This is a genomic window from Citrobacter sp. Awk 2 (assembly GCF_028069815.1).
Taxonomy (GTDB): domain Bacteria; phylum Pseudomonadota; class Gammaproteobacteria; order Enterobacterales; family Enterobacteriaceae; genus Citrobacter.
Genome location: NZ_JANEWL010000019.1, coordinates 22,386 through 42,619, shown reverse-complemented (window position 1 = coordinate 42,619; position 20,234 = coordinate 22,386). Strand labels below are relative to the sequence as shown.

Below are 20,234 nucleotides of genomic sequence, written 5' to 3'. Positions count from 1 at the left end.
AGCAAAAATTAAAAAAGTAGCGCTGAGAAAACCTCATTGACTACAATGAATAGACTATTTTTCGCGACGCGAATTATCAATCTCTTTCTGTAACGAGTATATAATAGTATGAGCAACCGCACATATTTCATTGCTTTCTGTTACATTTTCATCGGGAGATAAAAAAGCGTTGAAAAAATGAAAAAACCGCTTGTTTTCCATGAAGATGAAATCGGTTTCAGTCCAGAGTGGCTGATAACCCAAGGTTTTTGTTAGAAAAATATAAACGACAAAAATCATTCCTGAATAACAATTATTTCGCTGCGCAAATAGAGTTTGCTAACCATTTTCAGGCGAAAAAAAACGCCGCAGAGTGCGGCGTTTGAAAGGATGCGTAACGACGGTTTATTCGCCTACTTTAGCCCATGTATCGCGCAGACCCACGGTGCGGTTAAACACCAGTTTGTCAGCTGTTGCATAGCGGCTGTCGAGGCAGAAGTACCCTTCACGCTCGAACTGGAACGCTTTACCAGCAACCGCGGCCTGTAGCGAAGGCTCACCATAGCCCTGTTTAATCACCAGCGACTCTGGGTTAATAACGGACAGGAAATCTTCCGCAGCCCCCGGGTTAGGTACACTGAACAGACGATCGTACAGGCGGATTTCAATCGGCAGCGCATGAGCCGCACTTACCCAATGAATAACGCCTTTTACTTTACGGCCATCGGCCGGGTCTTTACTCAGCGTGTCAGCATCGTAGGTGCAGAAAATAGTCGTGATATTACCTTCCGCATCTTTCTCTACGCGCTCAGCTTTGATGACGTAAGCATTACGCAGACGGACTTCTTTACCCATCACCAGACGCTTGTACTGTTTGTTGGCTTCTTCGCGGAAATCGGCCCTGTCGATCCAGATTTCACCGCTGAACGGTACTTCACGGCTGCCCATTTCCGGCTTGCTCGGATGGTTAGGCATAGTGACCAACTCGCTTTCGCCCTGTGGGTAGTTTTCGATAACCAGTTTCACCGGATCGATAACCGCCATTGCGCGCGGTGCGTTTTCGTTCAGATCTTCACGGATGCAGGATTCCAGAGAAGCGATTTCAATGGTGTTATCCTGTTTGGTCACACCGATGCGTTTGCAGAATTCACGAATTGCAGCAGCCGTGTAACCACGACGGCGCAGACCCGAGATAGTCGGCATGCGCGGATCGTCCCAGCCTTCAACGTGCTTATCAGTCACCAGCAGGTTCAGCTTACGCTTAGACATCACAGTGTATTCAAGATTCAGGCGCGAGAACTCGTACTGGCGCGGGTGAACCGGAATGGTGATGTTATCCAGCACCCAGTCGTACAAACGGCGGTTATCCTGGAATTCCAGCGTACACAGTGAATGTGTGATACCTTCCAGCGCATCGCTGATGCAGTGGGTGAAGTCGTACATCGGATAGATGCACCACTTGTTGCCAGTCTGATGGTGTTCAGCAAACTTAATGCGGTACAGCACCGGGTCACGCATCACGATAAACGGCGAAGCCATATCGATTTTCGCACGCAGGCAGGCTTTACCTTCTTCAAAACCACCGGTACGCATTTTTTCAAACAGCGCGAGGTTTTCTTCAACGCTGCGATCGCGGAACGGGCTGTTTTTACCCGGCTGAGTCAGCGTGCCACGGTATTCACGGATTTCGTCGGCGGACAGTTCGTCGACATACGCCAGACCTTTGTTAATAAGCTCTACCGCGTAAGCATGTAGCTGATCGAAGTAATCCGAAGAGTAGCGAATATCGCCAGTCCAGTGGAAACCTAACCATTCAACGTCGTTTTTAATCGATTCAACGTACTCGATATCTTCTTTAACCGGGTTCGTATCATCAAAACGCAGGTTGCACTGGCCCTGGTAATCTTGCGCAATACCAAAGTTCAGACAAATGGATTTCGCGTGGCCAATGTGCAGATAGCCATTTGGCTCCGGCGGAAAACGGGTATGGATAGTGGTGTGCTTACCACTGGCCAGATCTTCATCGATGATCTGACGAATAAAGTTACTCGGGCGGGCTTCAGCCTCACTCATCGTGGATTCCTCAAAGCGTAAACAACGTATAACGGCGTATGATCTTATAAGCAGGACTGACTGACAACCTTTAGTTACGCAAAATACGTATCAGACAGCTATTATGCGGGCAATTGCTGCAAAAAAAAGCGGCGGAGGATTATCCCCCGCCGCTTAAGGCACTTAACTCACTTTACTCAGGAGCAGTTATTTACCTTTAATCTCGTACAGTGGTGTTTGACCGGCAACCACATGACCTTCGGCTTTAACAACCAGACCACCGAAATCATCGCTATTGCTGCAAACAACCGGACTAATCATGGAACGTGCGTTCGCGTTCAGGTATTCCAGATCCATTTCCAGAATCGGTTGACCTGCTGCAACAACCGCACCTTCTTCAACCAGACGTTTAAAGCCTTTACCTTCCAACGCCACGGTATCGATACCCATATGGACCACGATTTCCGCACCTTTTTCTGTTTCCAGACAGAACGCATGGTTGGTGTTGAAGATTTTCACAATGGTACCCGCTGCTGGAGAAACCACGATTTTATCCGTTGGTTTTACCGCCACGCCGTCACCTACTGCTTTGCTGGCGAAGGCTTCATCAGGCACTTGCTCCAGTGCAACCACATCACCGGTAATCGGAGAAACCAGCGCTTCAATGGTGGCTGCATTCGCTACCGCCTGCGGTTTTGCAACCGGGGCAGCCGCTGCCGGAGTACTGTCAGTAGACGCTGCCGCAACCGGGCCACGTGCCACAACTTTCTTCATTTCATCGCCGATGGATTCAGCTTTCGCACCCACGATGACCTGAATAGTTTGTTTGTTCAGCTTAACCACACCCGATGCGCCTAAACGTTTGCACATCGCATCATTTACGCGGGCAGAATCGCCAACGGTCAGACGCAGGCGGGTGATACAGGCATCAATCGCTTTCAGGTTATCCGTACCGCCAACCGCTGCAATGTAGTTAGTTGCCAGTTGAGCTAAACCTTCTTCGGTATTGCTGTTCGCTTCGTCAGTAACAATCTCGTCTTCTTTATCTTCGCGACCCGGCGTTTTCAGGTTAAACATACGAATAACCGCGCTGAACAGGACGAAGTAAATAACGAAGAACACCAGACCCATGACGACCAGCATCCAGACGTTCTTACTTGCAGCCGGCAGGTTGTACATCAACACGTAGTCAATTGCACCTGCGGAGAAGGAGAAGCCGGCGTGAATCCCCAACAGCGTCGCAACGAACAGGCTGATACCTGTCAGAACAGCGTGCAAGAGGTACAGCAACGGAGCCAGGAACATAAACAGGAATTCCAGCGGCTCGGTAACACCGGTCAGGAATGCGGTGATAGCAACGGACAACAGCATACCGCCGACCATCGGACGACGTGCTTTCGGCGCGGCGAAGTACATCGCCAGTGCCGCACCCGGCAGACCAAACATCATGATCGGGAAGAAGCCAGACATGAACATACCCGCAGTGCCGTCACCCGCGTAGAAGCGGTTGATATCACCATGGAATACTGTACCTGCAGCGTTAGTGAATTCACCAATCTGGAACCAGGCGATGGTGTTCAGAACCTGATGCAGACCGGTTGGGATCAGCAGACGGTTGATGAAGCCAAAAATACCGGAACCCAGCGCGCCAGCGCCCACGATCCACTCACCACCCGCATGGATGGCGTTCTGCACCGGCGGCCACACGTAGCCGAAGATAGCAGCCAGCACCAAGCAGAAGAAGCCCGTGGCGATGGGTACAAAACGTTTGCCACCGAAGAAACTCAGGAAATCAGGCAGTTTGATGCCAGACCAACGGTTATACACAGCGCCGCCGACCAGACCGGTGATGATACCTGCCAGGACGCCCATGTTGATCGCTGGGTTAATGGTAACCATTGCTTTGGTCAATATGAAATAACCAACCGCACCTGCCAGCGCTGCCGCACCCGCGCTGTCTTTAGACCAGCTGGAAGCCACACCGATAGCAAAAATTAACGCGAGGTTATCAAAGATAGCCCCACCCGCTTGCGCGATGAAGGGTACGTTCAGTAAATCTGGTTGGCCGAATCGCAGCAACAGTGCCGCGACTGGCAGCACCGCGATGGGGAGCTGTAACGCCCTACCCAGCCGCTGGAAAAAACCTAAAATATTCATTTTATTCCCCCTACGAGACCCCGATTAGGCTCCTTTGAAGCCATATTTTTATTGTGCGACCATTCCTAACTGCAACAGCAAGAGATTTTGGAACAACAACATTAACCATTCATCTACATTCAGAGTGTGTGAAAAATTAATTCGTACCGCAAATTAAAAGCGTGTTTTTTGTGATTCCAATCACCAAATATCGTTATTAACCCCCCCTTGCACTGGCTAACTACGAAAACTTATTTTATCATTCAAAAAATCGAAACGGATTGATCCTTACCGATGCAAAACCAGGTTACGCTTAATACTGCACAGAGACTCAATCCGCCAACTGCTTACATTTACTTTTGAGGTGAAGAATGAGACTGATCCCCCTGAATACCGCTGAACAAGTCGGCAAATGGGCTGCTCGCCATATCGTTAACCGTATTAACGCGTTCAAACCAACGGCAGATCGTCCGTTCGTTCTGGGCCTGCCGACTGGCGGCACTCCGCTGACTGCCTATAAAGCATTAGTCGAAATGCACAAAGCGGGCCAGGTGAGCTTCAAACATGTTGTCACTTTCAACATGGACGAATATGTTGGCCTGCCGAAAGAGCATCCGGAAAGCTATCACAGCTTTATGCACCGTAACTTCTTTGATCATGTTGATATTCCAGCAGAAAACATCAACCTCCTCAATGGTAACGCGCCGGATATTGATGCAGAATGCCGTCAGTATGAAGAGAAAATCCGTTCTTACGGTAAAATCCATCTGTTTATGGGCGGCGTAGGTAACGATGGTCACATTGCGTTCAACGAACCCGCTTCATCTTTAGCTTCCCGTACTCGTATCAAAACGCTGACCCACGACACCCGCGTAGCAAACTCACGCTTCTTTGACGGCGACGTAAGCCAGGTGCCTAAATATGCACTGACCGTAGGCGTGGGCACCTTGTTGGATGCTGAAGAAGTGATGATCCTGGTGCTGGGTCACCAGAAAGCCCAGGCGCTGCAGGCGGCTGTTGAAGGTAACGTTAACCACATGTGGACTATCAGCTGTCTGCAACTGCATCCGAAAGCGGTTGTGGTCTGCGATGAGCCTTCCACTATGGAACTGAAAGTGAAGACGCTGAAATACTTTAACGAGTTAGAAGCGGAAAATATTAAAGGTCTGTAATGATGTCTCCGCCCTGCCGAAAACGTGCAGGGCGGCATTTTTTTGAAATCGGGGGTCGGAATGTATGCTTTAACCCAGGGCCGGATTTTTACCGGTCACGAAATTCTTGATGACCATGCGATTGTTGTCGCCAATGGCCTGATCGATAGCGTTTGCCCACTGTCTGAATTGCCGTCAGGGATTGAACAACGCTCACTGAATGGGGCCATTGTCTCCCCCGGTTTTATTGATGTGCAGTTAAACGGCTGTGGCGGTGTACAGTTTAACGATACGGCAGAGGCCGTTACCGTTGAGACGCTGGAAATCATGCAGAAAGCCAATGAAAAATCTGGCTGCACCAACTATCTGCCAACGCTAATCACCACCAGCGATGACCTGATGAAGCAGGGCGTTCGCGTCATGCGTGAATACCTCGCTAAGCATCCAAATCAGGCATTAGGGCTTCACCTTGAAGGTCCGTGGCTGAATCTGGTGAAAAAAGGTACGCATAATCCGAGCTTTGTCCGCCAGCCAGACGCTGCGCTGGTCGATTTCCTGTGCGATAATGCGGATGTCATCACCAAAGTGACGCTGGCGCCTGAAATGGTTCCTGCCGAAGTGATCACCCAACTGGTGAATGCAGGTATCGTGGTGTCTGCGGGCCACTCTAACGCGACGCTGAAAGAAGCAAAAATCGGTTTCCGTGCAGGTATTTCCTTTGCAACACATCTGTTCAACGCGATGCCTTATATTACCGGCCGCGAACCAGGTCTGGCAGGTGCGGTTCTTGATGAGGCCGATATTTATTGCGGTATCATCGCCGATGGCATGCATGTTGACTATGCCAACATCCGCAATGCCAAACGCCTGAAAGGTGACAAACTGTGCCTGGTGACCGACGCAACTGCACCAGCGGGTGCAAACATTGAACAGTTCATTTTCGCTGGTAAAACAATATACTACCGCAATGGACTGTGTGTTGATGAGAACGGCACGCTGAGCGGTTCATCATTAACCATGATAGAAGGTGTACGCAATCTGGTTGAACATTGCGGTATCGCACTGGACGAAGTCCTGCGTATGGCAACGCTCTACCCTGCTCGCGCCATTGGCGTCGACAAACAACTCGGCAGTATCGCGCCAGGCAAAGTAGCCAACCTGACCGCGTTCACGCACGACTTTAAAATTATCAAGACCATCGTTAATGGCAACGAGGTCGTTACTGAGTAAGAGAAAGAATGACACCAGGCGGACAAGCTCAAATAGGTAATGTTGATCTCGTAAAACAGCTTAACAGCGCGGCAGTTTATCGTCTGATTGACCAGCATGGGCCAATCTCGCGAATTCAGATTGCCGAGCAAAGCCAGCTTGCTCCCGCCAGCGTAACCAAAATTACGCGTCAACTGATTGAACGCGGGCTGATTAAAGAAGTCGATCAGCAGGCCTCCACCGGGGGCCGCCGCGCCATCTCTATCGTCACCGAAACCCGTAATTTCCACGCAATTGGCGTTCGCCTTGGCCGCCACGACACCACGCTGACACTCTATGATATGAGCAGCAAAGTGGTTGCCGAAGAGCATTATCCGCTACCCGAGCGCACCCAGGAAACACTGGAGCACGCGCTGCTCAATACGATTGCCACCTTTATTGACAGTTGCCAGCGGAAAATCCGTGAGCTGATTGCAATCTCCGTTATCCTGCCAGGACTCGTTGACCCCGAAAGTGGCGTCATTCGCTATATGCCCCATATTCAGGTTGAAAACTGGGGACTGGTCGACGCACTGGAAAAACGTTTTCAGGTCACCTGTTTTGTCGGCCATGATATCCGCAGCCTTGCGCTTGCCGAGCACTATTTTGGGGCAAGTCAGGACTGCGAAGACTCCATTCTGGTGCGTGTCCATCGCGGAACCGGCGCAGGGATTATCTCCAACGGGCGTATTTTCATCGGACGCAACGGCAACGTGGGCGAAATAGGCCATATCCAGGTTGAGCCACTGGGCGAACGCTGCCATTGCGGTAACTTTGGTTGTCTGGAAACGATCGCTGCCAATGCGTCCATTGAACATCGCGTACAAAACTTACTGAAACAAGGCTATCCGAGCCGTCTCACGTTGGACGATTGCAGTATCAAAGCTATCTGCAAGGCAGCCAACAAAGGTGACAATCTGGCAGCAGAAGTTATCGAGCACGTGGGTCGCCACCTGGGTAAAACCATCGCGATTGCGATTAACCTGTTTAATCCGCAAAAAGTCGTCATCGCCGGTGAGATTACCGAAGCAGATAAAGTCCTGCTTCCGGCAATAGAAAGCTGCATTAATAATCAGGCACTGAAGGCGTTTCGCCACAATTTACCGGTGGTACGTTCCACGCTGGATCACCGTTCAGCAATTGGTGCATTTGCGCTGGTGAAGCGCGCCATGCTCAATGGTTCATTGCTGCAACGTTTGCTGGAAAGCTAATGCTCTCATATAGTAGTGGATTACTATACCCTAAATAATTCGAGTTACAGGACAAAACGCATTAGCGTTTTGAACAGCGCTTGTGCTGGCCCCGTAGGGGTGAGGCCGCTTGGCCGAATAACGCGGCGACGCAGCGAATCCCCTGGAGCGTACACCAGTACGTGACTGGGGTGAGCGAGGAAAGCCAACGCACATGCAACTTGAAGTATGACGGGTATATAAGACTCATAACGAATTCCCTGGGTAGTTCATGACCATTAAGAATGTAATTTGTGATATCGACGGCGTGCTGATGCACGACAATGTTGCCGTACCCGGTGCGGCAGAATTTCTGACCGGCATTCTGGAGAAAGGTTTACCGTTAGTCCTGCTGACGAACTACCCTTCGCAGACCGGGCAAGATCTGGCAAACCGCTTCGCCACCGCGGGTGTGAATGTCCCCGATAGCGTCTTTTATACTTCCGCCATGGCTACTGCTGATTTTCTCCGTCGCCAGGAAGGGAAAAAAGCCTACGTGGTGGGTGAAGGCGCGTTAATCCATGAGCTGTATAAAGCGGGCTTTACCATTACCGACGTTAACCCTGATTTTGTCATTGTCGGAGAGACCCGTTCGTACAACTGGGACATGATGCATAAAGCGGCTTACTTTGTGGCTAACGGCGCACGTTTTATCGCCACTAACCCGGATACCCACGGTCGCGGCTTTTACCCTGCCTGTGGTGCGCTCTGCGCCGGTATTGAGAAGATCTCCGGCCGTAAACCGTTTTATGTCGGCAAACCCAGCCCGTGGATTATTCGCGCAGCACTCAACAAAATGCAGGCGCACTCAGAAGAAACGGTCATTGTTGGCGACAACCTGCGCACCGATATTCTGGCAGGCTTTCAGGCGGGTCTGGAAACTATCCTGGTACTGTCTGGCGTATCCAAGCTTGACGATATTGACAACATGCCATTCAGACCAAGCTGGATCTATCCCTCCGTTGCAGAGATTGATGTGATTTGATCCCAGGCCGGATAAGACGCACGCGCGTCATCATCCGGCAATGTTGCGGCGCGAATACCGGATGATGGTGTAAGCGCCTTATTCGGCCCACAGAAATACCCCCATCTAATAAAATTGCCATTTTATTGATGATTCATCAATAAATGCGCTCATTACGTAATCTTTTTTCACCATTCAACAATCATCATTGAGTTTTTTATTTTCAGCCCACCAAACTCCTTGCGCCCCCAGCGGCTTTGCGGCATTTTCTTTATCAAGCAAACATAAAAAGCATCACGCAACAGGTTAACGGAGAAGGTTATGTGTTCTATTTTTGGCGTATTCGATATTAAAACTGACGCAGTTGAACTGCGTAAAAAGGCTCTGGAATTGTCCCGTCTGATGCGCCATCGCGGCCCGGACTGGTCTGGCATTTACGCCAGCGATAACGCCATTCTGGCGCACGAACGTCTGTCTATTGTCGACGTCAACGCCGGCGCTCAGCCGCTGTATAACGTGAAGAAAACACATATCCTGGCCGTTAACGGTGAGATTTATAACCATCAGGCGCTGCGTGCCGAATACGGCGATCGCTATCAGTTCCAGACTGGTTCTGACTGCGAAGTGATCCTTGCGCTGTATCAGGAAAAAGGTCCAGAGTTTCTGGATGACCTGCAAGGCATGTTTGCCTTCGCACTGTACGACAGCGAGCAGGACGCTTACCTGATTGGCCGCGATCACATCGGCATCATCCCACTGTATATGGGCTACGACGAACACGGTAACTTCTACGTTGCGTCTGAAATGAAGGCGCTGGTCCCTGTTTGCCGTACGATTAAAGAATTCCCGGCCGGTAGCTATCTGTGGAGTAAAGACGGCGAAATTCGTCAGTATTACCAGCGTGACTGGTTTGATTACGATGCAGTAAAAGACAACGTTACGGATAAAAACGAGCTGCGTCAGGCACTGGAAGATGCCGTGAAAAGTCACCTGATGTCCGATGTTCCTTACGGCGTGCTGTTATCCGGTGGTCTGGACTCCTCCGTGATTTCCGCCATCACGAAAAAGTATGCGGCGCGTCGTGTAGAAGATCAGGAACGCAGTGAAGCCTGGTGGCCGCAACTGCACTCTTTCGCGGTTGGCCTTGAAGGCGCACCGGACCTGAAAGCCGCGCAGGAAGTGGCAAACCACCTTGGTACTGTCCACCACGAGATCCATTTCACCGTGCAGGAAGGTCTGGATGCTATTCGCGACGTGATTTATCACATCGAAACCTATGATGTCACAACCATTCGTGCCTCAACGCCGATGTACTTAATGTCGCGCAAGATTAAAGCAATGGGCATTAAAATGGTGTTATCGGGTGAAGGGTCAGATGAAGTGTTTGGCGGCTATCTCTACTTCCACAAAGCGCCAGACGCGAAAGAGTTGCACGAAGAAACCGTGCGTAAACTGCAGGCGCTACACATGTTCGACTGCGCCCGTGCCAACAAAGCAATGTCTGCCTGGGGTGTCGAAGCCCGTGTGCCTTTCCTGGACAAAAAATTCCTTGATGTGGCAATGCGCATCAACCCACAGGACAAAATGTGCGGCAACGGAAAAATGGAAAAACATGTCCTGCGCGAATGTTTTGAATCGTATCTGCCCGCCAGCGTGGCGTGGCGTCAGAAAGAGCAGTTCTCTGACGGCGTCGGTTACAGCTGGATTGACACGCTGAAAGAAGTCGCTGCCGAGCAAGTTTCCGACCAACAACTGGAAACCGCCAGCTTCCGCTTCCCGTATAACACGCCATCGTCTAAAGAAGCGTATTTGTATCGTGAGATTTTTGAGGAACTGTTCCCGGTTGCCAGCGCGGCTGAATGTGTTCCTGGTGGCCCTTCTGTTGCCTGTTCTTCAGCAAAAGCCATTGAATGGGATGAAGCGTTCAAAACCATGAACGATCCGTCTGGTCGCGCGGTTGGCGTGCATCAGTCAGCCTATAAGTAAGCGAATCATCAGCAAAGAGCCCTGCGGGGCTCTTTTTTTATGTCGATTTAACGCGCGAAAAAACAATTAATAACTAATAATTGCCGAATATTGCGTCATGCTGTTCGCAACCTAACCAAACAGTCACATTCCAGCTATTTTCAATGAAAAAGGGGTTGACGCTTCAAGGCTCAATACGCATAATGCGCCCCGCAACGCCGATAAGGTTACGCGAAAAAAAGATGGCTACGTAGCTCAGCTGGTTAGAGCACATCACTCATAATGATGGGGTCACAGGTTCGAATCCCGTCGTAGCCACCATCTTTTTTTGCGGGAGTGGCGAAATTGGTAGACGCACCAGATTTAGGTTCTGGCGCCGCAAGGTGTGCGAGTTCAAGTCTCGCCTCCCGCACCATTCACCCGTAAGCGTTGCACGGATGGGGTATCGCCAAGCGGTAAGGCACCGGTTTTTGATACCGGCATTCCCTGGTTCGAATCCAGGTACCCCAGCCATTTTTTCTTCGATATAGCGGTTCACCGCGACGGTCATTGGGGTATCGCCAAGCGGTAAGGCACCGGTTTTTGATACCGGCATTCCCTGGTTCGAATCCAGGTACCCCAGCCATCGAAGAATATGTTAGTATTTGGCTACGTAGCTCAGCTGGTTAGAGCACATCACTCATAATGATGGGGTCACAGGTTCGAATCCCGTCGTAGCCACCATATTAAGGACGTATCGACTCGTTCGGTAAATCCAAAAAATTGTTGGGGTATCGCCAAGCGGTAAGGCTCTGGTTTCTGATACCAGCATTCCGAGGTTCGAATCCTCGTACCCCAGCCAATTTCAAAAAGTCGTCCACTCTGTGGGTGCACCCGTTGGGGTATCGCCAAGCGGTAAGGCTCTGGTTTCTGATACCAGCATTCCGAGGTTCGAATCCTCGTACCCCAGCCATATTAAAAAAGCTCGCTTCGGCGAGCTTTTTGCTTTTCTAACGCCGGTTGACGGCAATCCTTATCAGGCCTACATGACTTGTAGGCCTGATAAGCGTAGCGACATCAGGTACTACCCGAGCTACAACCCTAACGCATACTTCAGTGCCTGGCGCTTCAACACGCCTGCGCGTTCTGCAGCCATGAGCCCGAGATTACGTATGATGCGCAGCGGTTGCAGGTTATTACTGAATCCGGCGTAGAACAAATCCATGCCACTCTGCATGATAAAATTATCGGTCATACGGCGATTCTGATAGCGTTTCAGTACTGGCTGGCTAGCCCAGGACTCACCGTAGCTGCGGGCATTCACCAGCACGTCAATCAGTGCATCGACATCGCGAAATCCCAGATTTACGCCCTGCCCCGCCAAGGGATGAATGGTATGCGCGGCATCACCGACCAGCGCCAACCCCGGCTGGACATACTGCAACGCATGACGACGCGTAAGAGGAAATGCGCCTGCAGCCACAGGCAGCACGTTACCCAGTCGCGATGGGAAATGTTTGCCTATCTCTGTCTGGAGTTGCGCCATGCTTAAGCTTTGTAACTGGCGGATACGCGCCGGGGTGTCGTACCACACCAACGAAGCCCAGTCGTCGAACAACGGTAAAAATGCACGCGGACCGTCAGGGGTAAACTGCTGCCAGGTGCTGTCTCCGGGTGCGTTTTCACACTGGACAGTTATCAGCATACAAGATTGCGCGTATTGCCAGGCATGGATACCAATCCCGGCCATTTTGCGTACCTGGGAGTTGGCACCATCAGCACCGATCACCAGCTTCGCGTTGATTTTTCCACCATCTGCCAGCTCAAGTTCATGCCGGTCATTATGCCGATGTAAAGAAATCAGCGATGTGGGCACGCGCAACGTCACTTTAGGGTGAGCTTCCAGCGCCTGCCAGAGCGCTTGTTGCAGGACGGTATTCTCCACCATGTAACCCAACAACGGCAGCTTAAGCTCCGCAGCATCAAACACCACATGGGCATTTTCCCATTCCCACGTCTCCAGCCGACGATAAGGATGGCTGCGCATCCCCTGCACCGTATCCCAGACGCCCAGCCCCTTAAGCAGCGATACCGAAGCGGAACTGATGGCCGAAATTCTGACATCCGGCTGTCCGTCAGCCACAAACGGCGCGGGCACGGCATGCTCGATAACCGTTACCGTAAATCCGTGCTGCGCCAGTCCCAGCGCCAGCGCGCCGCCGACCATCCCCCCGCCGACAATGGCAATTTCCGTTGGTTGATTTGTCATGGTCAATCATCCTGTTACATGTATTGTGTAAGTTTACAGGATTTTTTACCCCTTGAGGCTGACATCCGTCATACTGGTCACAACCGCGCCAAAGCAGTACACTATGCGCCCTGCATTTCAGCCACAATTTCGCAAGAGCAAGTCGATGACCAAAAAACTCCATATTAAAACCTGGGGCTGTCAGATGAACGAATACGATTCATCGAAGATGGCCGATCTGCTGGATGCCACTCACGGGTATCAACTGACCGACGTGGCGGAAGAAGCGGATGTGCTGCTGCTGAATACCTGCTCAATCCGCGAGAAGGCTCAGGAAAAAGTCTTCCATCAGTTAGGTCGCTGGAAGCTCTTAAAAGAGAAAAATCCCGATCTCATCATTGGTGTTGGTGGCTGCGTGGCATCTCAGGAAGGCGACCATATTCGCCAACGCGCACACTACGTCGATATTATTTTCGGGCCGCAAACTCTGCATCGTCTGCCGGAAATGATCAACAAAGTGCGCGGTAGCAATACCCGTAGCCCGGTGGTAGATATCAGCTTCCCGGAGATCGAAAAGTTCGATCGTCTGCCGGAACCGCGTGCCGAAGGTCCAAGCGCATTTGTGTCCATCATGGAAGGCTGCAATAAATATTGTACTTACTGCGTGGTGCCCTACACCCGTGGTGAAGAAGTCAGCCGCCCGGCGGATGATATCCTGTTTGAAATCGCCCAGCTTGCGGCGCAAGGCGTACGCGAAGTGAACCTGCTGGGGCAAAACGTCAACGCCTGGCGTGGTGAAAACTACGATGGCACGATCGGTTCGTTCGCTGATCTACTCCGTCTGGTCGCTGCAATCGACGGCATTGACCGTATCCGATTTACCACCAGCCATCCGATCGAATTCACCGATGATATCGTTGAGGTCTACCGTGATACGCCAGAACTGGTGAGCTTCCTGCACCTGCCGGTACAGAGCGGTTCGGATCGTGTGCTAAACCTGATGGGTCGTACACATACCGCGCTGGAATACAAAGCGATCATCCGTAAACTGCGCGCAGCACGTCCGGATATCCAGATTAGCTCCGACTTTATCGTCGGCTTCCCAGGTGAAACCACCCAGGACTTCGAGCAGACCATGAAGCTGATCGCTGATGTCAATTTCGACATGAGTTACAGCTTTATCTTCTCTGCGCGCCCTGGCACTCCAGCAGCCGATATGGTTGACGATGTGCCGGAAGAAGAGAAAAAACAGCGTCTGTACATCCTGCAGGAGCGTATTAACCAGCAAGCCATGGCCTGGAGCCGTCGTATGCTTGGCACGACTCAGCGTATTCTGGTAGAAGGTACATCGCGTAAGAGCATCATGGAGCTATCAGGTCGTACCGAAAATAACCGCGTGGTGAACTTCGAAGGAACCCCGGAAATGGTCGGTAAGTTTGTGGATGTTGAAATTACCGATGTCTGGACGAACTCCCTGCGCGGCAAAGTCGTGCGCACTGAAGACGAAATGGGCCTGCGCATCGCAGAAACCCCGGAGTCAGTGATCGCACGCACCCGTAAAGAAAACGATCTGGGTGTCGGTATTTATCAGCCGTAATCCTGCTGAAATACGCCAATAATGCCCGATGGTGCTGCGCTTATCGGGCCTACACTTCCAGGCTCGCTGCTCCGGCGGGCCTTGTAATCTGCCCTGGCACCCCCATATTTATCGCAATGCTTGCGCCTTTCCCCCATGGCGTGAATAATTTCCTTAGATGCCGGTATATGTTCAGCGTCCGGCGAGACATGCATAAGAGGAACAGTTTGAACATAGACACTCGCGAAATCACCCTTGAACCCGCAGACAACGCCCGTCTGTTGAGCCTTTGCGGGCCATTTGATGACAACATAAAACAACTGGAGCGTCGTCTCGGCATCGAAATTAACCGCCGCGATAACCACTTCAAACTGACCGGTCGTCCCATTTGTGTCACCGCTGCGGCAGATATTTTACGCAGCCTGTATGTCGATACGGCCCCAATGCGCGGCCAGACACAGGACATCGAGCCAGAACAAATTCATCTGGCGATTAAAGAAGCGCGTGTGCTTGAACAGAGCGCAGACAGCGTGCCTGAGTTCGGCAAAGCGGTGAATATCAAAACTAAGCGCGGCGTCATTAAACCGCGTACGCCGAACCAGGCGCAGTATATTGCTAATATTCTTGACCACGACATCACCTTCGGTGTTGGCCCGGCGGGTACCGGTAAAACGTACCTTGCGGTTGCTGCTGCCGTCGATGCGCTAGAGCGTCAGGAGATCCGCCGTATTCTGCTAACCCGTCCGGCGGTTGAAGCCGGTGAAAAACTGGGTTTCCTGCCAGGCGATCTGAGCCAGAAAGTCGATCCGTATTTGCGTCCACTGTATGATGCGCTGTTCGAAATGCTGGGTTTTGAAAAGGTCGAGAAGCTGATTGAGCGTAACGTCATTGAGGTCGCACCGTTGGCCTATATGCGTGGCCGCACGTTAAACGATGCGTTCATCATTCTTGATGAGAGCCAGAACACCACCATCGAACAGATGAAAATGTTCCTGACCCGTATCGGCTTTAACTCCAAAGCCGTCATTACCGGGGACATCACGCAGATTGACCTGCCGCGCAGCACCAAGTCTGGTCTGCGTCATGCCATAGAAGTGCTGGCCGAAGTCGATGAGATTAGCTTTAATTTCTTCCATAGCGAAGACGTGGTACGCCACCCGGTTGTTGCCCGTATCGTGACGGCATATGAAGCCTGGGAAGAAGCAGAACAAAAACGCAAAGCCGAGCTGGCGGCAGAACGCAAGCGCGAAGCTCAGGAGCAGGAACAAAAATGAGTCAGGTTATTCTCGATTTACAGCTGGCATGCGAAAACGAATCCGGCTTACCACCAGAAAGTCAGTTTCAGACATGGCTGGATGCCGTGATCCCACAGTTTCAGGAAGAGTCAGAGGTCACGATTCGTTTGGTCGATGACGCTGAAAGCCACGAGCTGAACCTGACCTATCGCGGGAAAGATAAATCAACCAACGTGCTCTCTTTCCCGTTTGAAGCGCCTCCGGGCATTGAAATGCCGCTGCTGGGCGATCTGGTCATCTGCCGCCAGGTGGTTGAGAAAGAAGCTCAGGAGCAAGGCAAACCGCTTGAGGCCCACTGGGCGCATATGGTGGTACATGGTAGCTTGCATTTATTGGGCTACGACCATATTGAAGATGACGAAGCAGAAGAGATGGAATCCCTCGAAACAGAGATTATGCTTGCTCTGGGCTATGAGGATCCGTACATTGCCGAGAAAGAATAAGCATTTCGAAGTCTTGTAGCCTGATAAGCGTAGCGCCATCAGGCAAAACATGCCGTCACAGCTGAGTATACGCATGACGAGCGCCCCATTAACTAACATGAGAACCCATACGACGCCATGAGCGACGACAATTCACACAGTAGTGACACGTTAACCAGCAAAAAGGGATTTTTTTCCCTGTTACTGAGCCAACTTTTCCACGGTGAACCGAAAAACCGTGACGAACTGTTGGAGCTGATCCGTGATTCCGGGCAGAACGACCTTATCGATGAAGATACGCGCGATATGCTCGAAGGGGTGATGGACATTGCGGACCAGCGCGTTCGCGACATCATGATCCCCCGCTCTCAGATGATTACCCTGAAACGCAACCAGACTCTGGACGAATGCCTTGATGTCATTATCGAGTCTGCCCACTCGCGTTTTCCGGTGATCAGCGAAGACAAAGATCACATTGAAGGGATTCTGATGGCCAAGGATCTGCTGCCCTTTATGCGCAGCGATGCCGAAGCATTCAGCATGGAAAAAGTGTTACGCCAGGCGGTTGTTGTCCCTGAGAGCAAGCGTGTTGATCGCATGCTGAAAGAGTTCCGCTCCCAGCGTTACCATATGGCAATCGTCATCGACGAATTCGGCGGCGTGTCTGGTCTGGTGACCATCGAAGACATTCTTGAGCTGATCGTCGGTGAAATTGAAGATGAGTACGACGAAGAAGACGATATCGATTTCCGTCAGCTCAGCCGTCACACCTGGACTATTCGCGCGCTGGCGCCGATTGAAGACTTCAACGACGCCTTCGGGACCCACTTTAGCGACGAAGAAGTTGATACCATTGGCGGGCTGGTTATGCAGGCCTTTGGTCATTTACCCGCTCGCGGTGAGACCATCGACATCGATGGTTACCAGTTCAAAGTGGCGATGGCTGACAGCCGTCGTATTGTTCAGGTTCATGTCAGAATTCCGGACGACTCACCCCAGCCCAAACTGGACGAATAAACCCGAAACTGGATCATACACTACATGGCATTTGCCCCATTAATTGAACGCCAGCGCATTCGCCTGCTGCTGGCGTTATTATTCGGTGCCTGCGGGACGCTGGCGTTCTCTCCGTATGACATCTGGCCCGCCGCGATTATTTCGCTGATGGGTTTGCAGGCCCTCACCCTCAACCGCCGTCCACTCCAGTCTGCTGCCATTGGCTACTTCTGGGGAATGGGGCTGTTTGGTTCAGGCATCAACTGGGTCTACGTCAGCATCGCGCAATTTGGCGGCATGCCGGGGCCGGTAAACGTTTTTCTCGTGGTTCTGCTTGCCGCCTACCTGTCGCTCTACACCGGTCTGTTTGCTGGCATTCTGTCGCGTCTGTGGCCGAAAACTAGCTGGATTCGGGTAGCGATTGCCGCGCCGGTTATCTGGCAGATAACTGAATTCCTGCGCGGCTGGGTTCTGACCGGCTTCCCATGGTTGCAGTTTGGCTACAGCCAAATTGATGGCCCGCTTAAAGGGCTTGCACCGGTAATGGGCGTAGAAGCAATCAACTTCCTGTTGATGATAGTCAGCGGCCTGCTGGTGCTGGCGTTAGTCAGCCGTAACTGGCGTCCGCTGGTCGTGGCCGTGATCCTCTTCGCACTGCCCTTCCCGCTTCGCTATATCCAGTGGTATACGCTGGAACCTGAAAAAACCACGCAGGTATCGATGGTGCAAGGCGACATTCCACAGTCGCTGAAGTGGGATGAGGGCCAGCTACTTAACACGCTGAAGATTTACCTTGATGCTACCGAGCAAGAGATGGGTAAATCGCAGCTAATTATCTGGCCGGAGTCTGCAATCCCGGATCTGGAAATTAATCAGCAGCGTTTTCTGAGCATGATGGATGACCTGCTGAAATCCAAAAACAGCACGCTGATCACCGGCATTGTCGACGCTCGCCTCAACAAGCAGAACCGTTACGATACCTACAACACCATCATTACGCTGGGTAAAGACAGTCCGTACAGTTATGACTCGACCAATCGCTATAACAAAAATCACCTCGTCCCATTTGGTGAGTTTGTTCCGCTGGAATCGATTCTGCGCCCGTTAGCACCGTTCTTTGATCTGCCGATGTCGTCATTCAGCCGTGGGCCATATGTTCAGCCCCAGCTCCATGCGCATGGTTTCAAACTGACAGCGGCAATCTGCTACGAAATTATTCTTGGCGAACAGGTACGTGACAACTTCCGCCCGGATACTGACTATCTGTTGACCATCTCTAACGATGCCTGGTTCGGTAAGTCGATCGGTCCGTGGCAACATTTCCAGATGGCGCGTATGCGTTCTCTGGAGCTGGCACGCCCGCTGCTGCGTAGCACCAATAACGGTATTACCGCGGTGATTGGCCCGCAAGGTGAAATTCAGGCGATGATCCCGCAGTTTACCCGTCAGGTACTGACCACCAGCGTTACGCCAACCACGGGCTTAACCCCATATGCGCGAACCGGTAACTGGCCGCTGTGGCTGCTTACCGCTTTGTTTGGTTTCGGTGCGGTGGTAATGAGCCTGCGCCAACGCCGCCGTTAAATTCGCAGGCCGGATAAGGCGGTACGCCGCCGCCCGGCCATCATGCCTCCTCCGCCGGATGGCGCTGCGCTTATCCGGCTTACTCCTCTCTCCTCTCCCATTCTGGCACGTCTATTGCTTTGTTATACAAGGCAAACGCTGTTTTGGCTGAATGTGCAACCTGGTCGCACCAAAGTTGAGCGAAGGTAGCACCTGAAAAGTGCAACAAGATATTTTTGCCCCCAAATGGTGCGGCGCACTTCGCAAAAATAAACAATAACACAGCAAATTCTTTACATTCATCCAAACTAAATGTTAACAAACATATACAAGACTGCACGTTTAAGTAGCAAACAATAACAACATCACAATGGGTATCAATGCGTCACCGGCGCAGACGATAAAGGAGTTGGATATGCAATTACGTAAGCTCGCCACAGCCATGCTGGTTATGGGAATGTCCGCTGGTCTGGCGCACGCAGAAGACGCAGCACCAGCGGCAGGCAGTACGCTGGATAAGATCGCTAAAAATGGCGTAATCGTCGTCGGACACCGCGAATCCTCGGTACCGTTTTCTTACTACGATAATCAGCAAAAAGTGGTCGGCTATTCACAGGATTACTCCAACGCAATTGTTGACGCTGTGAAGAAAAAGCTGAACAAGCCTGACCTGCAGGTGAAACTGATCCCAATTACCTCTCAGAACCGTATTCCGCTGTTGCAAAATGGCACCTTCGACTTTGAGTGTGGTTCCACCACCAACAACGTTGAGCGCCAGAAGCAAGCGGCTTTCTCTGACACTATTTTCGTTGTCGGCACCCGTCTGCTGGCGAAAAAAGGTGGCGATATCAAAGATTTCCCTGATCTGAAAGGGAAAGCGGTAGTCGTTACTTCCGGTACCACCTCAGAAGTGCTGCTGCACAAACTGAACGAAGAACAAAAAATGGATATGCGCATCATCAGCGCGAAAGACCACGGTGACTCTTTCCGTACTCTGGAAAGTGGTCGCGCCGTTGCCTTTATGATGGATGACGCACTGCTGGCCGGCGAGCGCGCGAAAGCGAAGAAACCGGACAACTGGGAGATCGTTGGCAAGCCGCAATCTCAGGAAGCTTACGGCTGTATGCTGCGTAAAGACGATGCTGAATTCAAAAAGCTGATGGATGACACCATTGCCCAGGCTCAGACTTCAGGCGAGGCGGAAAAATGGTTTGATAAGTGGTTTAAAAACCCGATTCCACCGAAAAACCTGAACATGAATTTCGAACTGTCAGACGAAATGAAGGCTCTGTTCAAGTCACCGAATGATAAAGCGCTTAACTAACTAAAATAAATGGGGCGAGTTCACCTTGCCCTCTCGATTGTTACTTGGCACGGACAGACTATAAGCCTGATGGTCGTTCCCCATCAGGCCTGAAAACCGCTAAACGC

General features: G+C 51.5%; 14 protein-coding genes and 7 tRNA genes. 18 read left to right on the top strand and 3 right to left on the bottom strand.

What is annotated here, in order from left to right; all coding sequences use genetic code 11:
- Positions 1–384 precede the first annotated feature (384 nt).
- Together glnS and nagE are read right to left on the bottom strand one after the other, a co-directional pair.
- Complete coding sequence (glnS, locus tag NNO02_RS07650) at positions 385–2,052, bottom strand: glutamine--tRNA ligase (protein WP_137384492.1); 1,668 nt, start codon at positions 2,050–2,052, stop codon at positions 385–387.
- A gap of 186 nt (positions 2,053–2,238) precedes the next feature.
- Positions 2,239–4,188: a PTS N-acetyl glucosamine transporter subunit IIABC gene (gene nagE, locus NNO02_RS07645; RefSeq protein WP_271441582.1), complete on the bottom strand. Its 1,950-nt coding sequence runs from the start codon at positions 4,186–4,188 to the stop codon at positions 2,239–2,241.
- Positions 4,189–4,538: 350 nt separating this feature from the next.
- On the opposite strand from nagE, the gene nagB reads away from it, so the two are divergent.
- From nagB to NNO02_RS07585, 12 genes are all read left to right on the top strand, one after another.
- A complete protein-coding gene (nagB, locus tag NNO02_RS07640) occupies positions 4,539–5,339 on the top strand; it encodes a glucosamine-6-phosphate deaminase (RefSeq protein ID WP_003022803.1) in 801 nt (266 codons plus the stop codon).
- Positions 5,340–5,399: 60 nt separating this feature from the next.
- Positions 5,400–6,548: an N-acetylglucosamine-6-phosphate deacetylase gene (gene nagA, locus NNO02_RS07635; RefSeq protein ID WP_271454520.1), complete on the top strand. Its 1,149-nt coding sequence runs from the start codon at positions 5,400–5,402 to the stop codon at positions 6,546–6,548.
- A gap of 8 nt (positions 6,549–6,556) precedes the next feature.
- Positions 6,557–7,777, top strand: a complete 1,221-nt coding sequence (gene nagC / locus NNO02_RS07630; RefSeq protein ID WP_137384495.1) for a DNA-binding transcriptional regulator NagC — start codon at positions 6,557–6,559, stop codon at positions 7,775–7,777.
- A gap of 250 nt (positions 7,778–8,027) precedes the next feature.
- A complete protein-coding gene (nagD, locus tag NNO02_RS07625; protein WP_137345352.1) occupies positions 8,028–8,780 on the top strand; it encodes a ribonucleotide monophosphatase NagD in 753 nt (250 codons plus the stop codon).
- Positions 8,781–9,080: 300 nt separating this feature from the next.
- Positions 9,081–10,745, top strand: a complete 1,665-nt coding sequence (gene asnB / locus NNO02_RS07620) for an asparagine synthase B (RefSeq protein WP_202039142.1) — start codon at positions 9,081–9,083, stop codon at positions 10,743–10,745.
- A 223-nt stretch (positions 10,746–10,968) separates the two neighbouring features.
- A tRNA-Met gene (locus tag NNO02_RS07615) sits at positions 10,969–11,045 on the top strand.
- A 9-nt stretch (positions 11,046–11,054) separates the two neighbouring features.
- Positions 11,055–11,139: transfer RNA gene (locus tag NNO02_RS07610), tRNA-Leu, on the top strand.
- A 23-nt stretch (positions 11,140–11,162) separates the two neighbouring features.
- A tRNA-Gln gene (locus NNO02_RS07605) sits at positions 11,163–11,237 on the top strand.
- Positions 11,238–11,274: 37 nt separating this feature from the next.
- Positions 11,275–11,349 (top strand) — tRNA-Gln (locus NNO02_RS07600).
- Between the two features lie 21 nt (positions 11,350–11,370).
- Positions 11,371–11,447, top strand: a tRNA-Met gene (locus tag NNO02_RS07595).
- 43 nt (positions 11,448–11,490) lie between these two features.
- Positions 11,491–11,565, top strand: a tRNA-Gln gene (locus NNO02_RS07590).
- Between the two features lie 36 nt (positions 11,566–11,601).
- A tRNA-Gln gene (locus NNO02_RS07585) sits at positions 11,602–11,676 on the top strand.
- Positions 11,677–11,796: 120 nt separating this feature from the next.
- On the opposite strand, the gene ubiF is transcribed toward NNO02_RS07585, so the two are convergent.
- The gene (gene ubiF / locus NNO02_RS07580; protein ID WP_271449863.1) at positions 11,797–12,972 is read right to left on the bottom strand and encodes a 3-demethoxyubiquinol 3-hydroxylase; all 1,176 of its coding nucleotides are present in this window, start codon (positions 12,970–12,972) and stop codon (positions 11,797–11,799) included.
- Positions 12,973–13,117: 145 nt separating this feature from the next.
- On the opposite strand from ubiF, the gene miaB reads away from it, so the two are divergent.
- From miaB to NNO02_RS07550, 6 genes are all read left to right on the top strand, one after another.
- A complete protein-coding gene (miaB, locus tag NNO02_RS07575) occupies positions 13,118–14,548 on the top strand; it encodes a tRNA (N6-isopentenyl adenosine(37)-C2)-methylthiotransferase MiaB (RefSeq protein WP_202039144.1) in 1,431 nt (476 codons plus the stop codon).
- A gap of 206 nt (positions 14,549–14,754) precedes the next feature.
- Entirely contained in the window at positions 14,755–15,801 is a 1,047-nt protein-coding gene (locus NNO02_RS07570; RefSeq protein ID WP_019076268.1) for a PhoH family protein, read from the top strand.
- A complete protein-coding gene (ybeY, locus tag NNO02_RS07565) occupies positions 15,798–16,265 on the top strand; it encodes an rRNA maturation RNase YbeY (RefSeq protein ID WP_137384499.1) in 468 nt (155 codons plus the stop codon). The genes NNO02_RS07570 and ybeY overlap by 4 nt, the downstream gene beginning before the upstream one ends.
- A 117-nt stretch (positions 16,266–16,382) precedes the next feature.
- Complete coding sequence (gene corC, locus NNO02_RS07560) at positions 16,383–17,261, top strand: CNNM family magnesium/cobalt transport protein CorC (RefSeq protein ID WP_271454519.1); 879 nt, start codon at positions 16,383–16,385, stop codon at positions 17,259–17,261.
- Between the two features lie 24 nt (positions 17,262–17,285).
- Positions 17,286–18,824, top strand: coding sequence for an apolipoprotein N-acyltransferase (gene lnt, locus NNO02_RS07555; protein WP_271454518.1), 1,539 nt, complete (start codon positions 17,286–17,288; stop codon positions 18,822–18,824).
- Between the two features lie 394 nt (positions 18,825–19,218).
- Positions 19,219–20,127, top strand: a complete 909-nt coding sequence (locus NNO02_RS07550; protein WP_271441578.1) for an amino acid ABC transporter substrate-binding protein — start codon at positions 19,219–19,221, stop codon at positions 20,125–20,127.
- The last annotated feature ends 107 nt before the right edge of the window (positions 20,128–20,234 follow it).

What these genes read in the sequence shown, in the direction of transcription:
- glnS (WP_137384492.1), bottom strand. Translation starts at nt 2,052, where the DNA reads ATGAGTGAGGCTGAAGCCCGCCCGAGTAACTTTATTCGTCAGATCATC.
- NNO02_RS07550 (WP_271441578.1), top strand. Translation starts at nt 19,219, where the DNA reads ATGCAATTACGTAAGCTCGCCACAGCCATGCTGGTTATGGGAATGTCC.
- nagD (WP_137345352.1), top strand. Translation starts at nt 8,028, where the DNA reads ATGACCATTAAGAATGTAATTTGTGATATCGACGGCGTGCTGATGCAC.
- nagA (WP_271454520.1), top strand. Translation starts at nt 5,400, where the DNA reads ATGTATGCTTTAACCCAGGGCCGGATTTTTACCGGTCACGAAATTCTT.
- ybeY (WP_137384499.1), top strand. Translation starts at nt 15,798, where the DNA reads ATGAGTCAGGTTATTCTCGATTTACAGCTGGCATGCGAAAACGAATCC.
- nagE (WP_271441582.1), bottom strand. Translation starts at nt 4,188, where the DNA reads ATGAATATTTTAGGTTTTTTCCAGCGGCTGGGTAGGGCGTTACAGCTC.
- asnB (WP_202039142.1), top strand. Translation starts at nt 9,081, where the DNA reads ATGTGTTCTATTTTTGGCGTATTCGATATTAAAACTGACGCAGTTGAA.
- lnt (WP_271454518.1), top strand. Translation starts at nt 17,286, where the DNA reads ATGGCATTTGCCCCATTAATTGAACGCCAGCGCATTCGCCTGCTGCTG.
- nagB (WP_003022803.1), top strand. Translation starts at nt 4,539, where the DNA reads ATGAGACTGATCCCCCTGAATACCGCTGAACAAGTCGGCAAATGGGCT.
- corC (WP_271454519.1), top strand. Translation starts at nt 16,383, where the DNA reads ATGAGCGACGACAATTCACACAGTAGTGACACGTTAACCAGCAAAAAG.
- ubiF (WP_271449863.1), bottom strand. Translation starts at nt 12,972, where the DNA reads ATGACAAATCAACCAACGGAAATTGCCATTGTCGGCGGGGGGATGGTC.
- miaB (WP_202039144.1), top strand. Translation starts at nt 13,118, where the DNA reads ATGACCAAAAAACTCCATATTAAAACCTGGGGCTGTCAGATGAACGAA.
- nagC (WP_137384495.1), top strand. Translation starts at nt 6,557, where the DNA reads ATGACACCAGGCGGACAAGCTCAAATAGGTAATGTTGATCTCGTAAAA.